The 21,092-nt window shown below is 65.9% G+C and carries 24 protein-coding genes; 17 read left to right on the top strand and 7 right to left on the bottom strand.

Going from position 1 to position 21,092, the window contains the following annotated elements:
• Nucleotides 1-44 precede the first annotated feature (44 nt).
• Nucleotides 45-1,259: an MFS transporter gene (locus tag MXC11_RS07225; RefSeq protein WP_250007075.1), complete on the top strand. Its 1,215-nt coding sequence runs from the start codon at nucleotides 45-47 to the stop codon at nucleotides 1,257-1,259.
• The gene (locus tag MXC11_RS12170; protein ID WP_284060432.1) at nucleotides 1,256-1,378 is read left to right on the top strand and encodes a hypothetical protein; all 123 of its coding nucleotides are present in this window, start codon (nucleotides 1,256-1,258) and stop codon (nucleotides 1,376-1,378) included. Before MXC11_RS07225 ends, MXC11_RS12170 begins: the two co-directional genes overlap by 4 nt.
• 15 nt (nucleotides 1,379-1,393) lie before the next feature.
• Here MXC11_RS12170 and MXC11_RS07220 read toward each other — a convergent pair whose 3' ends face one another.
• The 7 genes from MXC11_RS07220 to MXC11_RS07190 all read right to left on the bottom strand — a co-directional run bounded on the left by MXC11_RS07220 (nucleotide 1,394) and on the right by MXC11_RS07190 (nucleotide 9,085).
• The gene (locus tag MXC11_RS07220) at nucleotides 1,394-1,984 is read right to left on the bottom strand and encodes an IMPACT family protein (RefSeq protein WP_250007073.1); all 591 of its coding nucleotides are present in this window, start codon (nucleotides 1,982-1,984) and stop codon (nucleotides 1,394-1,396) included.
• Nucleotides 1,985-1,988: 4 nt separating this feature from the next.
• Nucleotides 1,989-2,993, bottom strand: a complete 1,005-nt coding sequence (rlmF, locus tag MXC11_RS07215) for a 23S rRNA (adenine(1618)-N(6))-methyltransferase RlmF (RefSeq protein WP_250007071.1) — start codon at nucleotides 2,991-2,993, stop codon at nucleotides 1,989-1,991.
• Complete coding sequence (locus MXC11_RS07210; protein ID WP_250007069.1) at nucleotides 2,990-3,853, bottom strand: SPFH domain-containing protein; 864 nt, start codon at nucleotides 3,851-3,853, stop codon at nucleotides 2,990-2,992. Before MXC11_RS07210 ends, rlmF begins: the two co-directional genes overlap by 4 nt.
• Before the next feature lie 25 nt (nucleotides 3,854-3,878).
• Nucleotides 3,879-4,322: an NfeD family protein gene (locus MXC11_RS07205; RefSeq protein ID WP_250007067.1), complete on the bottom strand. Its 444-nt coding sequence runs from the start codon at nucleotides 4,320-4,322 to the stop codon at nucleotides 3,879-3,881.
• A complete protein-coding gene (locus MXC11_RS07200) occupies nucleotides 4,319-4,645 on the bottom strand; it encodes a winged helix-turn-helix domain-containing protein (protein WP_250007066.1) in 327 nt (108 codons plus the stop codon). The genes MXC11_RS07205 and MXC11_RS07200 overlap by 4 nt, the downstream gene beginning before the upstream one ends.
• A 25-nt stretch (nucleotides 4,646-4,670) precedes the next feature.
• A complete protein-coding gene (gene nhaD / locus MXC11_RS07195; protein ID WP_250007064.1) occupies nucleotides 4,671-6,035 on the bottom strand; it encodes a sodium:proton antiporter NhaD in 1,365 nt (454 codons plus the stop codon).
• 218 nt (nucleotides 6,036-6,253) lie between these two features.
• On the bottom strand, nucleotides 6,254-9,085 hold the full coding sequence (locus MXC11_RS07190) for a valine--tRNA ligase (RefSeq protein WP_250007062.1): 2,832 nt from the start codon (nucleotides 9,083-9,085) through the stop codon (nucleotides 6,254-6,256).
• A gap of 140 nt (nucleotides 9,086-9,225) precedes the next feature.
• Here MXC11_RS07190 and trmJ point away from each other — a divergent pair, with 140 nt between their 5' ends.
• From trmJ to ispG, 15 genes are all read left to right on the top strand, one after another.
• Entirely contained in the window at nucleotides 9,226-9,999 is a 774-nt protein-coding gene (trmJ, locus tag MXC11_RS07185) for a tRNA (cytosine(32)/uridine(32)-2'-O)-methyltransferase TrmJ (RefSeq protein ID WP_250007060.1), read from the top strand.
• Nucleotides 9,999-10,814, top strand: coding sequence for a serine O-acetyltransferase (gene cysE, locus MXC11_RS07180; protein WP_250007058.1), 816 nt, complete (start codon nucleotides 9,999-10,001; stop codon nucleotides 10,812-10,814). The genes trmJ and cysE overlap by 1 nt, the downstream gene beginning before the upstream one ends.
• Before the next feature lie 146 nt (nucleotides 10,815-10,960).
• Nucleotides 10,961-11,461, top strand: coding sequence for a Fe-S cluster assembly transcriptional regulator IscR (gene iscR, locus MXC11_RS07175; protein WP_250007056.1), 501 nt, complete (start codon nucleotides 10,961-10,963; stop codon nucleotides 11,459-11,461).
• 35 nt (nucleotides 11,462-11,496) lie between these two features.
• Nucleotides 11,497-12,711, top strand: coding sequence for an IscS subfamily cysteine desulfurase (locus MXC11_RS07170; protein ID WP_250007054.1), 1,215 nt, complete (start codon nucleotides 11,497-11,499; stop codon nucleotides 12,709-12,711).
• Between the two features lie 28 nt (nucleotides 12,712-12,739).
• Nucleotides 12,740-13,126: a Fe-S cluster assembly scaffold IscU gene (gene iscU / locus MXC11_RS07165; protein ID WP_250007052.1), complete on the top strand. Its 387-nt coding sequence runs from the start codon at nucleotides 12,740-12,742 to the stop codon at nucleotides 13,124-13,126.
• Between the two features lie 10 nt (nucleotides 13,127-13,136).
• Nucleotides 13,137-13,460, top strand: coding sequence for an iron-sulfur cluster assembly protein IscA (iscA, locus tag MXC11_RS07160; RefSeq protein ID WP_250007051.1), 324 nt, complete (start codon nucleotides 13,137-13,139; stop codon nucleotides 13,458-13,460).
• Between the two features lie 9 nt (nucleotides 13,461-13,469).
• Entirely contained in the window at nucleotides 13,470-13,988 is a 519-nt protein-coding gene (hscB, locus tag MXC11_RS07155; protein WP_250007049.1) for a co-chaperone HscB, read from the top strand.
• A 49-nt stretch (nucleotides 13,989-14,037) separates the two neighbouring features.
• Complete coding sequence (gene hscA / locus MXC11_RS07150) at nucleotides 14,038-15,897, top strand: Fe-S protein assembly chaperone HscA (RefSeq protein ID WP_250007101.1); 1,860 nt, start codon at nucleotides 14,038-14,040, stop codon at nucleotides 15,895-15,897.
• A gap of 3 nt (nucleotides 15,898-15,900) precedes the next feature.
• Complete coding sequence (gene fdx, locus MXC11_RS07145) at nucleotides 15,901-16,239, top strand: ISC system 2Fe-2S type ferredoxin (RefSeq protein WP_250007047.1); 339 nt, start codon at nucleotides 15,901-15,903, stop codon at nucleotides 16,237-16,239.
• 13 nt (nucleotides 16,240-16,252) lie between these two features.
• On the top strand, nucleotides 16,253-16,453 hold the full coding sequence (gene iscX / locus MXC11_RS07140) for a Fe-S cluster assembly protein IscX (protein ID WP_250007045.1): 201 nt from the start codon (nucleotides 16,253-16,255) through the stop codon (nucleotides 16,451-16,453).
• A 146-nt stretch (nucleotides 16,454-16,599) separates the two neighbouring features.
• Entirely contained in the window at nucleotides 16,600-17,031 is a 432-nt protein-coding gene (gene ndk, locus MXC11_RS07135; protein ID WP_250007043.1) for a nucleoside-diphosphate kinase, read from the top strand.
• Nucleotides 17,032-17,055: 24 nt separating this feature from the next.
• The gene (gene rlmN, locus MXC11_RS07130) at nucleotides 17,056-18,204 is read left to right on the top strand and encodes a dual-specificity RNA methyltransferase RlmN (protein WP_250007041.1); all 1,149 of its coding nucleotides are present in this window, start codon (nucleotides 17,056-17,058) and stop codon (nucleotides 18,202-18,204) included.
• Between the two features lie 14 nt (nucleotides 18,205-18,218).
• The gene (pilW, locus tag MXC11_RS07125) at nucleotides 18,219-18,977 is read left to right on the top strand and encodes a type IV pilus biogenesis/stability protein PilW (RefSeq protein ID WP_250007039.1); all 759 of its coding nucleotides are present in this window, start codon (nucleotides 18,219-18,221) and stop codon (nucleotides 18,975-18,977) included.
• Entirely contained in the window at nucleotides 18,974-19,981 is a 1,008-nt protein-coding gene (locus MXC11_RS07120; RefSeq protein ID WP_250007036.1) for a helix-turn-helix domain-containing protein, read from the top strand. The genes pilW and MXC11_RS07120 overlap by 4 nt, the downstream gene beginning before the upstream one ends.
• 1 nt (nucleotide 19,982) lies before the next feature.
• Nucleotides 19,983-21,092, top strand: coding sequence for a flavodoxin-dependent (E)-4-hydroxy-3-methylbut-2-enyl-diphosphate synthase (gene ispG, locus MXC11_RS07115; RefSeq protein WP_250007034.1), 1,110 nt, complete (start codon nucleotides 19,983-19,985; stop codon nucleotides 21,090-21,092).

Genomic DNA, 21,092 nt, shown 5'->3' with positions numbered 1-21,092 from the left:
GGGCGAGGGTGCTATCCTCGCGCTTTGCATTGGGGAGCGTGCCGATGAATTCGCTATGGCGCCACTGCGGCTGGATGCTGCTGGGCAGTTCACTGATCCTCGCCCTGTCGCTGGGGGTGCGGCATGGCTTCGGCCTGTTCCTGCCGCCGATGAGCAGCGAGTTTGGCTGGGGGCGCGAGGTGTTTGCCTTTGCGATTGCCCTGCAGAACCTGATCTGGGGGCTGGTACAGCCCTTCACCGGTGCGTTTGCCGACCGCTTTGGCGTGGCGCGCACAGTGGTGATCGGGGCGCTCTTGTATGTGGCGGGGCTGCTGCTGATGGCTTTTTCAGGCACGCCGGGCTTGTTGTCGCTGAGTGCCGGGCTGCTGATCGGCATCGGGTTGTCCGGCACCTCGTTCTCGGTGCTGCTGGGTGCGGTCGGGCAGGCCGCGCCGGTGGAGCGGCGCAGCATGGCGATGGGCCTGGCGGCTGCCGCGGGCTCCTTCGGCCAGTTCATCATGCTGCCAGCCAGCCTTGGGCTGATCTCGACGCTCGGCTGGTCGGCGGCGCTGCTGGTGCTGGCCGCGCTGATCGCCCTGCTGGTGCCGCTGGCGCTGCTGCTGCGCGGTGCGCAGCGCCCGGCGCCCGCAGCGGATGAGGTGGTACAGGGCGCCGGAGCGGCGCTGCACGAGGCGCTGGCGCAGCGTGATTTCTGGCTGCTGGGGCTGGGATTCTTCGTCTGCGGCTTTCAGGTGGTGTTCATCGGTGTGCACCTGCCGGCCTATCTGGTCGATCGCCAGCTGGCTGCCGGGGTCGGTACCACGGTGCTGGCGCTGGTCGGGCTGTTCAATGTGTTCGGCACCTATCTCTCCGGCTGGCTGGGCGGCTGCTATCCCAAGCCGCGGCTGCTGGTCGGGCTGTACCTGATCCGCGCGGTGGTGATCGCCGCCTTCTTCTACGCCCCGCTCAGCGAGTGGTCGGCGTATGCCTTCGGCATGGCGATGGGCTTTTTGTGGCTGTCGACCGTGCCGCTGACCAACGGCACGGTGGCCACACTGTTTGGCGTGCGTAACCTGTCGATGCTCGGCGGTGTGGTGTTCCTGTTCCACCAGCTGGGCTCGTTTGTCGGCGGCTGGCTGGGGGGCTGGATGTTCGATCGTACCGGCAGTTATGACCTGGTCTGGCAGATCGCCATCCTGCTCAGCCTGCTGGCGGCGCTGCTCAACGCGCCGGTGCGCGAGCAGCCGGTCGTGCGCCTGCAGGCGGCCGTGCGCGGATGAGCCGTGGTCTGTGCTGGCTGCTCGGCGCGCTGCTGCTGGCCGCGCTGCTGGCGCTCGGCTGGTGGGGCTGGCAGCAGGGCGGGTTGGCGGTGCAGCAGCTGGGCGTCGGGGTGTGCTGAGGCGCGTGCCGCGCGTCAGTCCGTGAGGCGCTGTAGGTGGATCTGGCCGCGGCCAAGATCCGTGAAGCGCCGGGCCAGCGCCTCGAACTGGGCGGCCGGCACACTCAATTGCCACCGCGCGCCCTGGGCGTTGAACTGCTCCTGCTCGATCTGCGCCTGAAACTCCGCCAGACGCGCCCGCAGCAGCGCCTGCTCGGCAAATGGCACCTGACAGGTGGCCTGCACCCGTGGAATCTGCTCGATGCGCTCGCCCTGCTGCAGGCAGCGGGCGGCGCAGCCACCATAGGCACGCGCTAGCCCACCGGTACCAAGCTGTATGCCGCCGAACCAGCGGATCACCAGCACCACCACCTGATCGCAGTCCTGACCCTCGATGGCGGTGAGCATCGGCCGTCCGGCGGTGCCGCCAGGCTCGCCGTCGTCGCTGAAACGGTACTGGGCGCCGCACTTCCATGCCCAGCAGTTGTGGGAGGCGCTGGGATCGCTGTGGGCGGCGATGAACGCGCGCGCCTCGGCTTCACTGGCAATCGGCGCGGCCAGGGCGATGAAGCGGCTTTTGCGGATCTCCTCGCGGTGCTCGCAGGGGCCGCTCAGGGTAAAGGGCATCGGCTTATCCGTGATCCTGAGGCTGGCCGCACAGGGCGTTTAGCCAGGTGCGGCGCGCGGCCGCGTCATGGAAAGTCCAGGCAATAAAGCGGCTCTGTTTCTGGCCCTGGCCCATCGCCACGGTGCGCACCGTCTGCGCCTTGGCGGCGGCCAGCGCCTGCTCGACCAGCGGCAGGTTGCCGCCTTTGGAGACCAGGCAGCTGAACCACAGCACCTGCGCGGCCACCGCGCGGCTCTCGCGCACCATGCGGCGGATGAAGGCAATCTCGCCACCCTCGCACCACAGCTCGTTGGACTGCCCGCCAAAGTTCAGCGCTGGCAGGCGGCGGCTGGGATCGAGCTTGCCGAGGTTCTTCCACTTGCGCCGACTGCCGGCCTGGGCTTCGGCCGCCGAGGCATGGAAGGGCGGGTTGCAGAGCGTCAGGGTGAAGCGCTCGCTCGCCTGCAGCAGGCCCTGGAAGATCTGCTGCGGGTGAGGCTGCTGGCGCAGCTCGATGGCCTGACCGAGACCGTTGGCACGCACGATGGTCTGGGCGCTGGCCAGCGCGGTGGCGTCGATGTCCGAGCCGACAAACCGCCAGCCATATTCCCGCTGCCCGATCAGCGGATAGATGCCGTTGGCGCCGGTGCCGATGTCCAGCACCCGGACCCGCGGCCCGCGCAGCAGCGCGCCGTGGTTTTCCTCGGCCAGCAAATCGGCCAGCCCATGCAGATAATCAGCGCGCCCTGGCACCGGCGGGCACAGGTAGCCCGGTGGAATATCCCAGTGACGGATGCCGTAGAACTGCTGCAGCAGGGCGCGGTTGAACACCCGCACCGCCGCCGGATCGGCAAAGTCGATGCTCTCCTTGCCGTAGGGGTTGCGGATCACGAAAGCTGCCAGCTCCGGGCAGCCGCGGATTAGTGCCGGGAAGTCATAGTGGCCCTGATGGCGGTTGCGTGGGTGCAGCGCGGCGCGTACGGGCGTGCGCGTAGCGGGGCGGGCGGGTTTGGGCGTCGAGGGTTTCAAGGGCGCGCTCCGGTTTTGCCCAGTACGCCGCGCAGGCTGTCCTGCAGGTCCGCCGGCAGCACCACCAGCTTGGCGTTATCGCTCTGGCCGAGGGTTTCCAGGGCGGCGATGTACTTCTCGCCCAGCAGGTACATCATCGGCCCGGCTTCCTGACCAATCGCGCTGCTGACCCGGCGGATCGACTCGGCACTGGCCTCGGCCAGCATCACCTGGGCATCGGCATCGCGCCGGGCGGCCTCAAGGCGCGCCTCGGCTTCCAGAATCGCCGCCTGCTTGGCGCCCTCGGCTTTGGTCACTGCGGCCTTGCGTTCGCGCTCGGCAGCGGCTTGCAGCTCCATGGCGCCCTGCATCGACAGCGAGGGCTTGATGTCCTGAATCTCCACCGACTTGACGGTCAGCCCCCAGTCCACCGCCTCGTCAGCGATGCTCTCGCGCAGGCGCGCCTTGATCTTGTCCCGCGAGGACAGCGCCTCATCCAGCTCCATCTCGCCGACGATCGAGCGCAGGGTGGTCATGATCAAATTGCGGATCGCTTCGGAGAAATCGGTGACACCATACACCGCCTTGACCGGATCAGTGACTTTCACGAAGGCGATGGCATTGGTGAGGATCACCGCGTTATCGCGGGTGATCACCTCCTGCTCCTGCACATCGAGGATGATGTCCTTGGTCACCAGCTTGTAGGCGACGGTGTCCAGGAACGGAATGATGATGTTCAACCCCGGGCGCAGGGTGACGTGGTACTTGCCGAGGCGTTCGACCACCCATTCCTCGCCCTGGGACACCAGACGCACGCCCTTGGCGACGGTGATCAGCACCAGCAGCACCAGCGCCAGGGTAACGGCCAGACCTGCACTCATACGATGACTCCTTGGCCAGTGGCCGTTACTGGGGCGCGACCTTCAGGTAGCTGCCCTCGATGGAAACAATCCGCACCCGCGCGCCGGCGGCAATCGCACTGTCGGCCACGCAGGCCCATTCCTCGGCGCCGAGGATCGGTTTCTGGAAGCGTACCCGCCCGCGCTGAAAGGGCGCCACCGCACCGACCAGCAGACCGATCTCGCCCATGACCTCGCCGGCGGCGGTGCCGATCAGTGTCTTCTGCCGGCTGCTGCGAAACACCCGCAGCCAGAGGACGACCATCGCCAGCGAGGCGCCCAGCCAGATCAGCAGCTGGCCGGTCAGCCCCAGCTCGCCATTCAGCAGGAGCAGGCCGCCGACCAGCAGTGCCCCGAGGCCAAACCACAGCACGAAGAACGAGGGAATCACCAGCTCCAGCAGAATCAGCAGGATGCCGGCGATGATCCAGTACCACCATTCGATGTTCATGGCGCCTCCGTGGCGGCGGGTGGTGGGCAGGGATAGCCGAGCACGGCCCGAATCCGCGCAAGGTTGGCGACGACCCAGCGGCGATCGATGGCACCCCAGTCGCGGATCACGTAGTGACCGGTATTGTTGCGCTCGCCGGCCGCCTGCTCGAACACGCAGTCGATGTCCAGCTCGGCCAGCGCGGTCAGGGTGTCCTGGGCGGTGCGCCGCGGCATACCGGTGGCGGCGATCAGCGCCGGCACGCGGGTGGCGGTGCCGCTGTCGATCAGCCAGGCCACGTACAGGCGGCGGTAGAAGCTGCTGCGGGTCTTGCTTGCATCCATGACGGGTCGGGACTCCTCGTAGGGGTCAAGTCAGGGCCATCTGGCCCAGATAAGTGGCGGCACCGGCAGTGTAGCCGAGCAGCGCCAGCAGGCTCACCCGCTTGAGGTACCAGAAGAAGCCGATGCGCTCCATGCCCATGGCCGCGACACCGGCGGCCGAGCCGATGATCAGGCTGCTGCCGCCGGTGCCGGCGCAGTAGGCAAGCAGCTCCCAGAACGTACCGTCGGCGACGAACTGGGCCTGCCAGGCCTGCTCGGCAGCCGGCGCCCCGACCAGGCTGGCCGGCTCGATCAGCGGGTACATCTTGATTGCACCCGCCACCAGCGGCACGTTATCGACCACCGCCGAGAGCAGGCCGATGGCGTAGTTGATCGCATAGATATTGCCCAGCGACTCGCGCAGCAGGTCGGCGACTTGGGTGAGGTGGCCGGCGCTGGCCAGGCTGGACACCGCGAGCAGGATGCCGAGGAAGAACAGCACGCTGGGGGTGTCGACCTTGCGCAGCACGCCGACCACGGAGAGCGGGTGCTTGTCCTCGTCGTTCTTGCCGCGGTGCAGCAGCTCGGTGGTCACCCACAGCACGCCGAGGCCGAACAGGATGCCCATATAGGGTGGCAGGTGGGTCACAGTCTTGAACACCGGAACAAACAGCAGCGCGCCGATGCCCAGAGCCAGCACCAGATTGCGCTCGAAGGCCGTGGTGGTGCTGCGGGCAGCCTCGCCGAGGTGATCGCGCTGGCGCTGGCGCGGCGCCTCGCCCTTGAGGCGCAGGCTGAGGATCAGCAGCGGCACCAGCAGGCAGACCAGGCTGGGCAGGAACAGCCCAGCGATCACCCCGGGTGCGGTGATCTGATTGCCGATCCACAGCATGGTAGTTGTCACGTCACCGATCGGCGACCAGGCCCCGCCAGCGTTGGCGGCAATCACCACAATGCCGACGTACAGCCAGCGCTCGGTACGCCCGCGCACCAGCTTGCGCAGCAGCGAGACCATGACGATGGTGGTGGTCAGGTTGTCGAGCACCGCGGAGAGGAAGAAGGTCAGCAGGCCGACGATCCATAGCAGGTGTACGCGCTTGCGGGTCTGGATGCGGTCAGTGATGGCGCGAAAGCCCTCATGGGAGTCGATCAGCTCGACGATGGTCATCGCGCCGAGCAGGAAGAACAGGATCTCGGAGATCTCACCGAGGTGATGGCGCAGCTCGCCGACCACCCCGTGGCCGCTGCTAGCCGCCGGCAGCAGGCTGCCTTCGCCGAGTACCAGTACCGTCCAGCACAGCACGGCGGTGAGGATGGCCGAGGCGGCCTTGTCGATCTTCAGCGGGTGTTCGAGGGCGATGCACAGGTATCCGAGGACGAACAGCAGTGCCATCAGCGTGTAGGCAAGCATGGGAGAAATTCCTGCGGGAAGGGGAAGGCTTGGAAATATCTTGAGGTAAATTGCCGCAAGAATGCGCCTGTCGCGCTGGCTTGAAAAGCGCCGCTGTGTGCTGGATGCACGGAGCATCGGCCCGGCAGTGCTGGCAGTGAAGGCGTGGCCGGCTGGCGCAGAAAAGACCAAGGGCCCGGCTCCTGACGGAGGCGGGCCCTTGGCTGTGTGTCGCGAGATTACAGGCTGGCGATGCGCGCGCGCTGCTCGGCCAGCTTGGCCAGCGCCTGCTCGGCCTCGGCCAGCTTGGCGCGCTCCTTCTCCAGCACCGCTTCCGGGGCCTTGGCGACGAAGCCCTCGTTGGCCAGCTTGCCGCCGACCCGCGCCACTTCGCCTTGCAGACGCTGGATTTCCTTGTCCAGACGCGCCAGTTCGGCATCCTTGTCGATCAGCCCGGCCATCGGCACCAGCACCTGCATGTCGCCGACCAGGGCGATGGCGGCCAGCGGCGCTTCCTCGCCAGATGCCAGTACGCGCACCGATTCGAGCTTGGCCAGCTTGGCGATCAGCGGCTCGAAGGCGGCCAGGCGGGCGACGTCCTGCTCGCTGGCGTTGCCGAGCACCACGTCGATGCGCTTGGCCATGGAGATCTTCATCTCGCCGCGGATCTGCCGCACGCCGAGCATGAAGTCCTTGACCCAGGTGATGTCGCCCTCGGCACCGGCATCCAGCAGGTTGGCCTCGACACTCGGCCAGGGCTGCAGCATCAGGGTCGGGCCGCTCTTGCCGGCCAGCGCCTTGATGCGCTGCCAGATCTCCTCGGTGATGAACGGCATCATCGGGTGGGTCAGGCGCAGGATGGCCTCCAGTACCTGCACCAGAGTGCGGCGGGTGCCGCGCTGGCGCTCGACGCTGGCGGTCTCGTCCCACAGCACCGGCTTGACCAGCTCCAGGTACCAGGCGCAGTACTCGTCCCAGATGAACTCGTAGAGCGACTGCGCGGCCAGGTCGAAGCGGAACTGGTCGAGGTGGCGGGTGACGTCCTGCTCGCAGCGCTGCAGGGCGGAGAGGATCCAGCGGTCCACCGCCGACAGCTCCACGGTCTCGTCGCCCGCGCCGCAGTCCTTGCCGTCGGTGTTCTCCAGCACGAAGTTGGTGGCGTTCCACAGCTTGTTGCAGAAGTTGCGGTAGCCCTCGACGCGGCCCATGTCGAACTTGATGTCGCGGCCGGTGGAGGCCAGCGAGCAGAAGGTGAAGCGCAGGGCGTCGGTGCCGTAGCTGGCGATGCCGTCGGGGAACTCGGCGCGGGTCTGCTTGGCGATCTTCTCGGCCAGCTTGGGCTGCATCATGCCGCTGGTGCGCTTGGCCACCAGGGTTTCCAGGTCGATGCCGTCGACGATGTCCAGCGGGTCGAGCACGTTGCCCTTGGACTTGGACATCTTGTGGCCCTGGCCGTCGCGCACCAGGCCGTGGACGTAGACGGTCTTGAACGGGATCTGCCCGGTCAGGTGCAGGCTCATCATGATCATCCGGGCGACCCAGAAGAAGATGATGTCGAAACCGGTGACCAGCACGTCGGTGGGGTGGAAGGTCTTGAGGAACTCGGTCTGTTCCGGCCAGCCGAGGGTGGAGAAGGTCCACAGGCCCGAGCTGAACCAGGTGTCCAGCACGTCGTCGTCTTGGCGCAGCGGCGCATCGCCGAGGTTGTGCTTGGCGCGTACCTCGGCCTCGTCGCGGCCCACAAACACGTTGCCGGCCTCGTCGTACCAAGCCGGGATGCGGTGGCCCCACCACAGCTGGCGGCTGATGCACCAGTCCTGGATGTCGCGCATCCAGGAGAAATACATGTTCTCGTACTGCTTGGGCACGAACTGGATCGAGCCGTCCTCCACCGCGGCGATGGCCTTCTCGGCCAGCGGCTTGGTGGACACGTACCACTGGTCGGTCAGCCACGGCTCGATGATGGTGCCGGAACGGTCGCCCTTCGGCACCTTCAGCGCGTGCTCGTCGATCTTCTCCAGCAGGCCGGCGGCGTCGAAGGCGGCGACGATCTGCTTGCGCGCCTCGAAGCGGTCCAATCCGGCGAACTGCGCTGGCAGGCTGGCGTCCAGCTCACTGTTGACGCTGCCGTCGAGGTTGAACACCTGCGCGGTGGCCAGCACGGCGGCGTTCTTGTCGAGGATGTTGATCAGCGGCAGGTTGTGGCGCTTGCCGACTTCATAGTCGTTGAAGTCATGCGCCGGGGTGATCTTCACGCAGCCGGTGCCGAACTCCGGGTCGCAGTAGTCGTCGCCGATGATCGGGATGCGCCGGCCGACCAGCGGCAGCTCGACGAACTTGCCGATCAGCGCCTGGTAGCGTTCGTCATTCGGGTTCACCGCCACGGCGGAATCGCCAAGCATGGTTTCCGGGCGGGTGGTGGCGACGATCAGGTAGTCCTGGCCCTCGGCGGTCTTGGCGCCGTCGGCCAGCGGGTAGCGCAGGTTCCACAGGCTGCCCTTCTCGTCGTGGTTCTCCACCTCGAGGTCGGAGATCGCCGTGTGCAGCTTGGTGTCCCAGTTGACCAGGCGCTTGCCGCGGTAGATCAGGCCGTCATCAAACAGGCGCACGAAGGCTTCCTTGACCGCCTCGGAGAGGCCCTCGTCCATGGTGAAGCGCTCGCGCGACCAGTCCACCGAGGAGCCGAGGCGACGGATCTGCCGGGTGATGGTGCCGCCGGACTGTTCCTTCCACTCCCAGACCTTCTCGAGGAACTTGTCGCGGCCCAGATCGTGGCGCGACAGGTTCTGCGCGGCCAGCTGGCGCTCCACCACCATCTGGGTGGCGATGCCGGCGTGGTCGGTGCCCGGCTGCCACAGGGTGTTGCGGCCCTGCATGCGGCGGAAGCGGATCAGCGCGTCCATGATCGCGTTGTTGAAGCCGTGGCCCATGTGCAGGCTGCCGGTGACGTTGGGCGGCGGCAGGGCGATGGTGTAGGACTCGCCGGAGCCTTGCGGAGCGAAGTAGTGCTTCGACTCCCACTCGGCATACCAGCGGGATTCGATGTCGTGGGGCTGATAGGTCTTGTCCATGCGCGGCGGAACCTTGGGGCGGCTGATCAAAACCGCGGAGTATAACGAGGATGCCCGCCCCGGCGTAGGCCGGCATGGCGCGCTGCCCGGCGCTTGGGTAACATCGCCGTCCCTTTTTGGCGCAGGTTGGGAGAGTGGGCGTGCTCGACAAGATTCGCGTGGTACTGGTCAACACCAGCCATCCGGGCAACATCGGCGGAACGGCGCGGGCCATGAAGAACATGGGCCTGTCGAAACTGGTGCTGGTGCAGCCGGAGGAATTTCCCAGCGGTGACGCCAATGCGCGGGCCTCCGGAGCGACCGATATCCTGGAGAACGCCGTGGTGGTCGAGACGCTTGAAGAGGCGCTGACCGGCTGCAGCCTGGTGCTGGGCACCAGCGCCCGTGACCGGCGCATCCCCTGGCCGCTGCTCGACCCGCGCGAGTGTGCGCAAAAAAGCCTTGAACACGCCGAGCTGGGCGGCGAGGTGGCGCTGGTCTTTGGCCGCGAGTACGCCGGGCTGACCAACGAGGAACTGCAGCGCTGCCAGTATCATGTGCATATTCCGGCCAACCCCGAGTTCAGCTCGCTGAACCTGGCCACCGCCGTGCAGGTGCTGGCCTATGAGGTGCGTATGGACTGGCTGGCCCGCGCCGGGCAGCCGACCAAGCAGGAAAAGCTCGAAACCACGGCCATGCTGGATGCGGTGCCGGTGACGGCCGATGAGCTGGAACGCTTCTATGCTCATCTGGAAGAAACCCTGGTGCAGATTGCCTTCCTCGATCCGGCCAAGCCGCGTCACCTGATGGCTCGTCTGCGCCGTCTGTACGGGCGTGCGGGGATCAGCAAGCTGGAGATGAACATCCTGCGCGGTATCCTCACCGAAACCCAGAAAGCCGCCCGTGGCGAGCTTTCCCAGCGGAGCACAGACTGATGTTCGAGCGCATGCGAGAAGATATCCGAAGCGTCTTTCATCGCGACCCGGCGGCGCGCAGCACCCTCGAGGTGCTGATCTGCTATCCCGGCCTGCACGCGGTGTGGCTGCACCGCATCGCTCACGCGCTGTGGAGTGCCGAGTGGAAGCTGTTGGCGCGCACGGTGTCGCATCTCGGCCGCTGGCTGACCGGCATTGAGATCCATCCGGGCGCACGGATCGGACGGCGCTTTTTCATCGATCACGGCATGGGCGTGGTGATCGGCGAGACCGCTGAGATTGGTGACGACGTGACGCTTTATCACGGCGTGACCCTTGGCGGCACCAGCTGGAACAAGGGCAAGCGCCACCCGACCCTGGCCGATGGGGTGATCGTCGGTGCCGGGGCGAAGATCCTTGGCCCGTTCACCGTCGGTGCTGGCGCCAAGGTCGGCTCGAATGCGGTGGTCACTAAAGAGGTGCCGCCGGGTGCCACGGTGGTCGGTATTCCCGGGCGGATCATCCCGCGTGCCGGCGAATCGGATGATGCGCTGGAGGCGCGGCGCAAGGCACTGGCCGAGAAGATCGGCTTTGATGCCTACGGTGTGGGCGAGGACATGCCGGATCCGGTGGCGCGCGCCATCGGTCAGCTGCTTGATCACCTGCAGGCGGTCGATGACCGGCTGGAGGGCATGTGCAAGGCATTGACCGCGCTGGGCAGCGACTACTGCGCCAAGGATCTGCCGCAGCTGCGTGCGGAAGATTTTGCGGTGGTTCGCAACGCGGCGCGCTCGGCTCGTGCCCCGGTATCGGATACCGACACGCCGACGCCGTGACCTGCCAGGGGGGTAGGTGATCTGCTACCATCGCCGCCCACCCCGGTCATGCATGATCTCCGAGTCTTTTGCTGGGACTTATAGTTGACTGATTTTGTCGGGAATTGCATAATCGCGCCACTTTCAAGTGACAGGGGTGCAAGCCCATGCGACTGACCACCAAGGGCCGCTATGCCGTGACGGCCATGCTGGATCTGGCCCTGCATGCCCAGGAGGGGCCGGTGTCCCTCGCGGATATTTCCGAACGGCAGGGGATCTCCCTGTCCTACCTCGAGCAACTGTTTGCCAAGCTGCGTCGCAGCAGCCTGGTCAGCAGCGTGCGCGGGCCCGGCGGCGGTTACCAGCTGTCGCGGGACATGGCCAGCATTGATGTGGCCCAGGTGATCGACGCGGTCAACGAGTCGGTCGATGCCACCCGCTGCCAGGGCATGGCGGCCTGCCATGAAGGCGATACCTGCCTGACGCACCATCTGTGGTGTGGTCTGAGCGATCGGATTCACGAGTTTCTCAGTGGCATCAGCCTGGCCGATCTGGTCAGGCGTCAGGAAGTCCAGGATGTGGCCCAGCGCCAGAACCTGCGCCGCCTGAATGGCCGGGAGCGGCCCGTCACTGTGCTCGAAAAGATAGAAGCGTCCGCCATCGACTGAATGCCGCGGACTGCCAGCCTGACAGGAGAGACCTGATGAAACTGCCGATCTACCTCGATTATTCCTCGACCACGCCGGCCGATCAGCGCGTGGCCCAGAAGCTCTGCGAGTGCCTGACTCTGGACGGCAACTTCGGCAACCCGGCTTCCCGCTCCCATGTGTTTGGCTGGAAAGCGGAGGAGGCGGTCGAAGAAGCCCGCCGCCAGGTGGCCGAACTGGTGAACGCTGACCCGCGCGAGATCGTCTGGACTTCCGGCGCGACCGAGTCCAACAACCTGGCCATCAAGGGTGTTGCACACTTCTACAGTGGCAAGGGCAAGCACATCATCACCTCGAAAATCGAGCACAAGGCGGTGCTGGACACCACCCGCCAGCTGGAGCGCGAAGGTTTTGAGGTCACTTACCTTGAGCCGGGCGAAGACGGCATCATCACGCCGGCCATGGTCGAAGCGGCCCTGCGCGAGGACACCATTCTGGTGTCGCTGATGCACGTCAACAACGAAATCGGCACCATCAACGATCTGGCGGCGATCGGTGAAATCACCCGCGCCCGCGGCATCCTGCTGCACTCGGATGCAGCCCAGTCCACTGGCAAGGTGGAGATTGATCTGGAGACGCTCAAGGTTGATCTGATGTCCTTCTGCGCCCACAAGACCTACGGTCCCAAGGGCGTAGGTGCCCTGTACGTGCGCCGCAAGCCGCGCGTGCGTCTCGAGGCGCAGATCCACGGCGGTGGCCATGAGCGCGGCATGCGTTCGGGCACCCTGGCGACCCACCAGATCGTCGGCATGGGCGAGGCCTTCCGCATCGCCAAGGAAGAGATGGCTGCCGAGCACGTGCGCATCAAGGCCCTGGCCGAGCGTTTCTGGAACCAGCTCAAGGACATGGAAGAGGTGTACCTGAACGGCAGCGCCACCCAGCGCGTGCCCCACAACCTCAACCTCAGCTTCAACTACGTCGAGGGCGAGTCGCTGATCATGGCGCTCAAGGATCTGGCCGTATCTTCCGGCTCGGCCTGCACCTCGGCTTCCCTGGAGCCCTCCTATGTACTGCGCGCCCTGGGGCGCAACGACGAACTGGCCCACAGCTCGATCCGCTTCACCTTCGGCCGCTTCACCACCGAGGAAGAAGTCGATTACGCCGCCGCCAAGGTGCGCGACGCCGTGACTAAGCTGCGCGAACTGTCGCCGCTGTGGGACATGTACAAAGAAGGTGTCGACCTGTCCAAGGTCGAATGGCAGGCGCACTGACGCCCAAGATTCAGCGAGGAATACCGCCATGGCATACAGCGACAAGGTCATCGACCACTACGAAAACCCGCGCAACGTCGGCAAGCTCGATGCTGAGGATCCGGATGTCGGTACCGGCATGGTCGGCGCCCCGGCCTGCGGCGACGTGATGCGCCTGCAGATCAAGGTCAACGAGGCGGGCGTCATCGAGGATGCCAAGTTCAAGACCTACGGCTGTGGCTCGGCGATCGCTTCCAGCTCCCTGGCCACCGAGTGGATGAAGGGCAAGACCCTGGATGAAGCCGAGAGCATCAAGAACACCCAGCTGGCTGAAGAGCTGGCCCTGCCGCCGGTGAAGATTCACTGCTCGGTACTCGCCGAGGACGCCATCAAGGCGGCCGTACGCGATTACAAGCAGAAGAAAGGTCTGGTCTGAGGAGATGCCCATGGCCATCAGCATGACCGAAGCTGCCGCGCAGCACGTTCGCCGCTCCCTGGACAGCCGGGGCAAGGGTGAGGGCATCCGTCTTGGGGTGCGCACCACCGGCTGCTCCGGTCTGGCCTATGTGCTGGAGTTTGTCGACGAGCAGGCGCCGGAAGACCAGGTATTCGAGAACTTTGGCGTCAAGGTGTTCATCGACCCGAAGAGTCTCGCCTACCTGGACGGTACCGAGCTGGACTTCACCCGCGAGGGGCTGAACGAGGGTTTCAAGTTCAATAACCCCAACGTGCGTGGCGAGTGCGGCTGCGGTGAGAGCTTCAATGTCTGAGGCGCGCCGATGAGCACCTGTCACTTCGCGCTGTTCGACCTGCAGCCAGCGTTCGATATCGACCTGGAGGCACTGGCTGCGCGCTATCGGCAACTGGCCCGGGAAACCCATCCGGACCGCTTTGCCGATGCGCCAGCCGCCGAGCAGCGCCAGGCCCTGAGCCGCGCCGCCCAGCTCAACGACGCCTACCAGACGCTGAAAAGCCCGAGCCGCCGCGCACTCTACCTCTTGGGGCTGCGCGGTGAGCTGCTGCCACTGGAAGCGACCGTGCAGGACCCTGAGTTTCTCATGCAGCAGATGATGCTGCGCGAGGAGCTGGAAGAGCTGCAGGACAGCGCCGATCTGGCCGGTGTGGCCAGCTTCAAGCGCCGGCTGAAGAAGGCTCAGGCAGAGCTTGAGCAGAGTTTTTCTGCCTGCTGGGATCAGCCGGGGCAGCGTGAGCAGGCCGAGCGCCTGATGCGCCGCCTGCAGTTCCTCGACAAGCTCGCCTTTGAGGTGCGTGAACTGGAAGAGCGCCTCGACGATTAACCCGCGCCGTTCCGCCTGGCGGCGGGCGGTGCCCGACACTGCGAAGACCATGGCCCTACTGCAGATTGCCGAACCGGGACAGAGCCCCCAGCCGCACCAGCGTCGTCTGGCGGTGGGCATTGATCTTGGTACCACCAATTCCCTGGTTGCTGCTGTGCGCAGTGCCCGTACCGAACCGCTGCCGGATGCTCAGGGGCGGGTTATCCTGCCCTCGGCTGTGCGTTATCTCGCGCACGGTATCGACGTTGGCTATGGCGTGCTGAACGCGGCCAGCAGCGATCCGCTCAACAGCATTCTCTCCGTCAAGCGCCTGATGGGCCGCGGGCTGGCTGATGTCAAACAGCTCGGCGAGCAGCTGCCTTACCGCTTTGTCGCCGGCGATTCGCAGATGCCGTTCATCGAGACCGTGCAGGGCGTCAAGAGCCCGGTGCAGGTTTCGGCGGAGATCCTCCGGGTGCTGCGCGAGCGTGCCGAGTCCACGCTGGGTGGCGAGCTGGTCGGGGCGGTGATTACCGTGCCGGCCTACTTCGATGATGCCCAGCGTCAGGCCACCAAGGATGCCGCGCGCCTGGCCGGGCTCAATGTCCTGCGTCTGCTCAACGAGCCGACCGCCGCTGCCGTTGCCTATGGTCTGGACAAGGGCGCCGAGGGCGTGATCGCAGTCTATGATCTGGGCGGTGGCACCTTTGATATTTCCATCCTGCGCCTGACCCGCGGCGTGTTCGAGGTGCTGGCCACCGGTGGCGACAGCGCGCTGGGTGGTGATGACTTCGACCATGCCATCGCCGGCTGGATCATTGAGCAGGCGGGGATTTCCGCCGATCTGGATCCCGGTACCCAGCGCCAGCTGCTGCAGAGCGCCTGCGCCGCCAAGGAAGCGCTCACCGCGGCTGACTCGGTGAGCGTGCAGCACGGTGACTGGCAGGGCACACTGAGCCGCACCCAGTTCGAGGCGCTGATCGAACCGATGATTGCCCGCAGCCTAAAGGCCTGCCGCCGCGCGGTGCGCGACGCTGGCATCGAGCTGGACGAGGTCGAGGCGGTGGTGATGGTCGGTGGCTCGACCCGCGTGCCGCGGGTGCGCGAGGCCGTCGGCGAGCTGTTCGGCCGCACGCCGCTGACCGATATCAACCCGGATGAGGTGGTGGCCATCGGTGCCGCCGTGCAGGCCGATACCCTGGCCGGTAACAAGCAGGGCGAGGAGCTGCTGCTGCTCGATGTGATCCCGCTGTCGCTGGGGCTTGAGACCATGGGCGGGCTGATGGAGAAAATCATCCCGCGCAACACCACCATTCCGGTGGCGCGTGCCCAGGACTTCACGACCTACAAGGATGGCCAGAGCGCCATGGCCATCCATGTGCTGCAGGGCGAGCGCGAGCTGGTCAGCGACTGCCGCTCGCTGGCGCGCTTTGAGCTGCGCGGCATTCCGCCGATGGTCGCCGGTGCGGCCAAGATCCGCGTGACCTTCCAGGTCGATGCCGATGGCCTGCTGAATGTGGCCGCCCGCGAGCTGGGATCGGGCGTTGAGGCCAGCATCCAGGTCAAGCCGTCCTACGGCCTGAGTGATGGCGAGATCGCCCGCATGCTGCAGGACTCCTTCGCTCACGCCGGCGACGACAAGCAGGCCCGTGCGCTGCGCGAGCAGCAGGTCGAAGCTGAGCGGCTGCTGGAAGCAGTACAGGCGGCGTTGGTCGTCGATGGCGAGCGGCTGCTGGATGCCGACGAGCGGCAGGCCATCGAGGCGGCCATGCAGGCGCTGCGTGTCGAGGCCGAGGGTCGTGATGTCGCCCTGATCGAGCAGCAGATCCGCCGTCTGTCGCAGCTCACCGATGAATTTGCCGCGCGGCGCATGAACGCCAGCGTCAAGGCCGCCCTGTCCGGGCGCCAGCTCAACGAACTCGAGGAATAAGCCATGCCGCAGATCGTTTTCCTGCCCAACGCCGACTACTGCCCAGAAGGGGCGGTGGTCGAGGCGCAGACCGGCGAAACCATCATCGAGGCCGCGCTGCGCAACGATATCGACATCGTGCATGCCTGCGAGATGTCCTGTGCCTGCACTACCTGCCATGTGATCGTCCGTGAGGGCTTTGACAGCCTGGAGCCTTCCGATGAGCTGGAAGACGACATGCTCGACAAGGCCTGGGGACTGGAGCCGGAATCCCGGCTGTCCTGCCAGGCGCGGGTTGGCAGCGAGGATCTGGTGGTGGAGATTCCCAAGTACACCATCAACCAGGTCAACGAGAGCCACTGACAGGAGCCGTCCCATGAGCCTGAAATGGACCGATGTGCTGGAGATTGCCATCCAGCTGGTCGATAGCAAGCCGGATGTCGATCCGCGCTACGTCAACTTCGTCGATCTGCATCGCTGGGTGGTGGAGTTGCCGGAGTTCTCCGACGATCCGCAGCGTGGCGGTGAGAAGGTGCTGGAAGCCATCCAGGCCGCCTGGATCGACGAGGCCGAGTGAGACGGCCGGCGCCTGCCGGTACGCATTTTCACGCTAACCTGCGTATAATCCGCGCGCTTCATCGACCGGATTTCCCGTGCGCTGCCATCGACTGTCGATGGCGGCGCGCTCTGGTTTAACCCCACCTTGCCTATCGGAGTGATTCCATGGCCCTGCAACGCACCTTCTCCATCATCAAGCCCGATGCCGTCGCCAAGAACGTGATCGGTGAAATCACCACCCGTTTCGAGAAGGCTGGCCTTCGCGTCGTTGCCTCCAAGATGCTGCAGCTGTCCGAGCGCGAAGCCGCTGGCTTCTACGCCGAGCACAGCGAGCGTGGCTTCTTCAAGGATCTGGTTGCCTTCATGACCTCCGGTCCGGTCATCGTCCAGGTGCTGGAAGGTGAAGACGCCGTGCTGAAGAACCGCGAGCTGATGGGCGCCACCAACCCGAAAGAAGCCGCTGCCGGCACCATCCGCGCCGACTTCGCCGTGTCCATCGACGAGAACGCCGTGCACGGTTCCGACTCCGAGGCCTCCGCTGCCCGCGAAATCGCCTACTTCTTCTCCGCTACCGAGCTGTGCAACCGCATCCGCTAAGCGGCCTGTGGTGAGGGTGAATCCATGACTGAAACAACCGGCAAAGTGAACCTGCTGGGACTGACTCAGCCACAGCTGGAGCAGTTCTTCGAGTCGATCGGCGAGAAGCGCTTCCGTGCCGGCCAGGTGATGAAATGGATTCACCACTTTGGCGCCGAAGACTTCGACGCCATGACCAATCTCGGCAAGGCCCTGCGTGAAAAGCTCACGGCCTGCGCCGAGATTCGCGGTCCCGAGATCGTCAGCCAGGACATCTCCAGCGACGGCACCCGCAAGTGGGTGGTGCGCGTGGCATCCGGCAGCTGCGTCGAGACCGTGTACATCCCGGTCGATGGGCGCGGCACCCTGTGCGTGTCCTCGCAGGCTGGCTGCGCGCTGGATTGCAGCTTCTGCTCCACCGGCAAGCAGGGCTTTAACAGCGACTTGACCTCCGCCGAGATCATCGGTCAGGTGTGGATCGCCAACAAATCCTTCGGCACCGTGCCGGCGAAGATCGATCGCGCCATCACCAACGTGGTGATGATGGGCATGGGCGAGCCGCTGCTGAATTTCGATAACGTGGTGTCCGCCATGAACATCATGATGGACGATCTTGGCTACGGCATTTCCAAGCGTAAGGTGACCCTCTCGACCTCGGGTGTGGCACCGATGATCGATGAGCTGGGCAAGGTGATCGACGTGTCGCTGGCACTCTCCCTGCACGCGCCGAACGACGAGCTGCGCAATCAGCTGATTCCGTTGAACAAGAAGTACCCGCTGGAAGTGGTGCTGGCCGCTTGCAACCGCTACATCTCCGGGCTCGGCAAGGAGCGTGTGCTGACCGTCGAGTACACCCTGCTCAAGGATGTCAACGACCAGCCCGAGCACGCCTTGCAGATGGCCGAGCTGCTGCGCGACACGCCGTGCAAGATCAACCTGATTCCCTTCAACCCCTTCCCGCATTCCGGCTACGAGCGGCCGAGCAACAACGTGATCCGCCGCTTCCAGGATCTGTTGTGGAAGGCCGGTTACAACGTCACCGTGCGCACCACCCGTGGTGACGACATCGATGCCGCCTGTGGCCAGCTGGTCGGCCAGGTGCAGGACCGCACCCGGCGCAGCGAGCGCTACATTGCACTGCGCCAGATCGATAGCGATACCGAGGTGGTGCAGGCCGCCGCCGCCGGTCGCTGATCCGGGACTGGCCGATGCGGCGTAGCGCGATCGTCCTGAGCCTCGTCGCCCTGCTGAGCGGCTGCATGGTGTCGAGCACGCGTGATCCGCTGCGCCACGCCGAGGGCCGGGAGGCCGCCGCTGCCGCGTATGTGCAACTGGGGCTGGGCTACCTGCAGCAGGGGCGTAGCGAGCAGGCTCGTGAGCCGCTGCGCCAGGCACTGGCGCTGGATCCGGCGAGTGCCGAGGCCCATGCCGCCCTGGCGCTGGTCTTCCAGCAGGAAGGGGAGGTGGCGCTGGCCGAGCGACATTATCGCCAGGCGCTGAATCTGCAACGCAGCACCCGGCTGCTCAACAACTACGCGGGCTTTCTGTACCAGCGCCAGCGCTATGCAGAGGCGGCGGCACTGTTCAGCGAAGCGGCCGCCGATCCACTGTACGCCGAGCGCTCGCGGGTCTTCGAGAGCCTGGGTCTGACCGCCCTGCGCCGCGAGCGTCCGGGCGAGGCGCGTGAGCACTTCGAGCGCTCGCTGCGCCTGAATCCCCGCCAGCCCAGGGTGCTGCTGGAAATCGCGGAACTCGCCTACGCGACCCGCGACTATGCCGGTGCGCGCGGGTACTATGAGCGCCTTGTCGGTCTTGAAGCGCACCCGAGTGCGCGCCGCCTGCTGCTGGCGACCCGTCTGGCCCGTCTGTTCGATGACGAGTCAGAGGTCATGCGCCAGGTCCGCCAGCTGCAGCGGCTATATCCCGACTCCCCAGAACATCAGCGTTATCTTTCGGAGCAACCATGAGCACGTCGCCCCATGATGCCGTCGCCGCCGCGCCTGCAGGCAACCCGGGCGAGACCTTGCGCCGTGCCCGCGAGGCCGCCGGCTGGTCGCTGGAAAATGTCGCCACCGAACTCAATCTGACCGTCTACGCCCTGCAGCAACTGGAGGCCGGTGCCTTCGAGCGGCTGCCAGGGCATACCTTTGCGCGCGGCTACGTGCGCGCCTACGCCCGCCTGCTGGGTCTGGATCCGGCGCGCCTGGCTGAAGCCTTTGATCGTTATACCGGCACTGATGCGCGTGGCAGTACGGTGCAGAGTCTTGGCCGGATCCGTGAGCCGCTGCGCCTGTCGCGCAACGTACTGCGTCTGGCTACGGCAGGCCTGCTTCTGCTGCTGCTGATCCTGCTGGGCTTCTTCTGGTGGCAGGAGCGTCCGCAGCCCTTTGGCGAGCTGGGGGCGCTGAGCCTGCAGCATATCGAGGTGGACAGCGCCGAGGGCGTGACCCAGATCCATCCGGTCGAGGAGCCGGCCAGTGCGCTGCCGAGCCCGTCCGAGACCCGTACCGCGCTGCCGGATACCACCACCGAAGTGCTACCCGAGGCTGCGTCCGCTCCCGTGACCCGCCCTGAGGCCGCAGTGCCTCTGGCACTGCCCGCTGCACCGACCTCCGTTGCACCGGCAGTACAGCCCCCCGCGGTACCTGAACAGCCGCGCCTCAGTGCCGCTGAAACCGCCACGGCGCCGCCGCCGGCCGCCAGTGAGCCGCCCCTGGCCGCCGGTGAGGGGCAGATTGCCCTGGCCTTCACCGCCGACTGCTGGACGCAGGTGACCGATGGGCATGGCCGGGTGCTGCTCAGCACTGTCAAACGCGCTGGCGAGACCCTGCAGATCAGTGGCCGGACGCCTCTGGAACTGCGTCTGGGCAATGCCCGTGGTGCGCGGGATGTGCGCTACAACGGCGAGCTGGTCGAGCACCTGAAGAATATGACTGCCAGCGGCACCGTCCGCCTCAAACTGGGACAGTAACATGCACTGCCATTCCCCGATTGTTCGCCGCAAATCGCGGCAGATCCGTGTCGGCTCTGTGCTGGTGGGCGGCGATGCGCCGATCTCGGTGCAGAGCATGACCAACACCGACACCTGTGACGTGGCCGCCACCGTGGCGCAAATCCGCCGCCTCGAGCAGGCCGGCGCCGACATCGTGCGCGTCTCGGTGCCGGACATGGACGCCGCCGAGGCGTTCGGCCGCATCAAGCAGCAGGTCCGCGTGCCGCTGGTCGCCGACATCCACTTCGATTACAAGATCGCTCTGCGCGTCGCCGAGCTGGGCGTCGATTGCCTGCGCATCAACCCGGGCAACATCGGCCGCGAGGACCGGGTGCGCGCGGTGGTGGATTGTGCCCGCTACAAGGGCATCCCGATCCGCATCGGCGTCAACGCCGGCTCGCTGGAGAAGGACCTGCAGAAGAAATACGGCGAGCCGACCCCCGAGGCGCTGGTCGAATCGGCGCTGCGCCATGTTGAACACCTCGATCGTCTGGATTTTCAGGAGTACAAGGTCAGCGTCAAGGCGTCCGACGTGTTCATGGCGGTGGCCGCTTATCGGCTGCTCGCGGCGCAGATCGAGCAGCCGCTGCACCTGGGGATCACAGAGGCCGGCGGCCTGCGCTCGGGTACCGTGAAATCTGCAGTGGGCCTGGGCATGCTGCTCGCCGAGGGCATCGGCGACACCCTGCGCGTGTCGCTGGCCGCCGACCCGGTCGAGGAGATCAAGGTCGGCTTCGACATCCTCAAGTCGCTGCGCCTGCGCTCGCGGGGCATCAACTTCATCGCCTGCCCGAGCTGCTCGCGGCAGAACTTCGATGTGGTGAAGACCATGAACGAGCTGGAGAGCCGCGTCGAGGACCTCTTGGTGCCGCTCGATGTGGCGGTGATCGGCTGCGTGGTCAACGGCCCGGGCGAGGCCAAGGAGGCGCACGTCGGCCTCACCGGCGGCACGCCGAATCTGGTCTACGTCGACGGCAAGCCGGCGTACAAGCTGAACAACGACAACCTGGTGGATGAGCTGGAAAAGCTGATCCGCCAGAAGGCAGCGGAGAAGGCCGAGGCCGATGCCCGCCTGATCGCCCGCAGTTAA

The sequence above is a fragment of the Pseudomonas eutrophicaquae genome (assembly GCF_023544715.1).
Classification (GTDB): Bacteria; Pseudomonadota; Gammaproteobacteria; order Pseudomonadales; family Pseudomonadaceae; genus Geopseudomonas.
Note: the sequence above shows the minus strand (reverse complement) of the source record. Positions and strands in the feature narration are given on the sequence as shown.

What these genes read in the sequence shown, in the direction of transcription:
- MXC11_RS07220 (WP_250007073.1), bottom strand. Translation starts at nt 1,984, where the DNA reads ATGCCCTTTACCCTGAGCGGCCCCTGCGAGCACCGCGAGGAGATCCGC.
- MXC11_RS07210 (WP_250007069.1), bottom strand. Translation starts at nt 3,853, where the DNA reads ATGAGTGCAGGTCTGGCCGTTACCCTGGCGCTGGTGCTGCTGGTGCTG.
- MXC11_RS07225 (WP_250007075.1), top strand. Translation starts at nt 45, where the DNA reads ATGAATTCGCTATGGCGCCACTGCGGCTGGATGCTGCTGGGCAGTTCA.
- iscU (WP_250007052.1), top strand. Translation starts at nt 12,740, where the DNA reads ATGGCATACAGCGACAAGGTCATCGACCACTACGAAAACCCGCGCAAC.
- iscX (WP_250007045.1), top strand. Translation starts at nt 16,253, where the DNA reads ATGAGCCTGAAATGGACCGATGTGCTGGAGATTGCCATCCAGCTGGTC.
- MXC11_RS07120 (WP_250007036.1), top strand. Translation starts at nt 18,974, where the DNA reads ATGAGCACGTCGCCCCATGATGCCGTCGCCGCCGCGCCTGCAGGCAAC.
- iscR (WP_250007056.1), top strand. Translation starts at nt 10,961, where the DNA reads ATGCGACTGACCACCAAGGGCCGCTATGCCGTGACGGCCATGCTGGAT.
- iscA (WP_250007051.1), top strand. Translation starts at nt 13,137, where the DNA reads ATGGCCATCAGCATGACCGAAGCTGCCGCGCAGCACGTTCGCCGCTCC.
- cysE (WP_250007058.1), top strand. Translation starts at nt 9,999, where the DNA reads ATGTTCGAGCGCATGCGAGAAGATATCCGAAGCGTCTTTCATCGCGAC.
- hscB (WP_250007049.1), top strand. Translation starts at nt 13,470, where the DNA reads ATGAGCACCTGTCACTTCGCGCTGTTCGACCTGCAGCCAGCGTTCGAT.
- MXC11_RS07200 (WP_250007066.1), bottom strand. Translation starts at nt 4,645, where the DNA reads ATGGATGCAAGCAAGACCCGCAGCAGCTTCTACCGCCGCCTGTACGTG.
- ndk (WP_250007043.1), top strand. Translation starts at nt 16,600, where the DNA reads ATGGCCCTGCAACGCACCTTCTCCATCATCAAGCCCGATGCCGTCGCC.
- MXC11_RS07190 (WP_250007062.1), bottom strand. Translation starts at nt 9,085, where the DNA reads ATGGACAAGACCTATCAGCCCCACGACATCGAATCCCGCTGGTATGCC.
- MXC11_RS07205 (WP_250007067.1), bottom strand. Translation starts at nt 4,322, where the DNA reads ATGAACATCGAATGGTGGTACTGGATCATCGCCGGCATCCTGCTGATT.
- nhaD (WP_250007064.1), bottom strand. Translation starts at nt 6,035, where the DNA reads ATGCTTGCCTACACGCTGATGGCACTGCTGTTCGTCCTCGGATACCTG.
- pilW (WP_250007039.1), top strand. Translation starts at nt 18,219, where the DNA reads ATGCGGCGTAGCGCGATCGTCCTGAGCCTCGTCGCCCTGCTGAGCGGC.
- MXC11_RS07170 (WP_250007054.1), top strand. Translation starts at nt 11,497, where the DNA reads ATGAAACTGCCGATCTACCTCGATTATTCCTCGACCACGCCGGCCGAT.
- ispG (WP_250007034.1), top strand. Translation starts at nt 19,983, where the DNA reads ATGCACTGCCATTCCCCGATTGTTCGCCGCAAATCGCGGCAGATCCGT.
- fdx (WP_250007047.1), top strand. Translation starts at nt 15,901, where the DNA reads ATGCCGCAGATCGTTTTCCTGCCCAACGCCGACTACTGCCCAGAAGGG.
- MXC11_RS12170 (WP_284060432.1), top strand. Translation starts at nt 1,256, where the DNA reads ATGAGCCGTGGTCTGTGCTGGCTGCTCGGCGCGCTGCTGCTGGCCGCG.
- rlmN (WP_250007041.1), top strand. Translation starts at nt 17,056, where the DNA reads ATGACTGAAACAACCGGCAAAGTGAACCTGCTGGGACTGACTCAGCCA.
- hscA (WP_250007101.1), top strand. Translation starts at nt 14,038, where the DNA reads ATGGCCCTACTGCAGATTGCCGAACCGGGACAGAGCCCCCAGCCGCAC.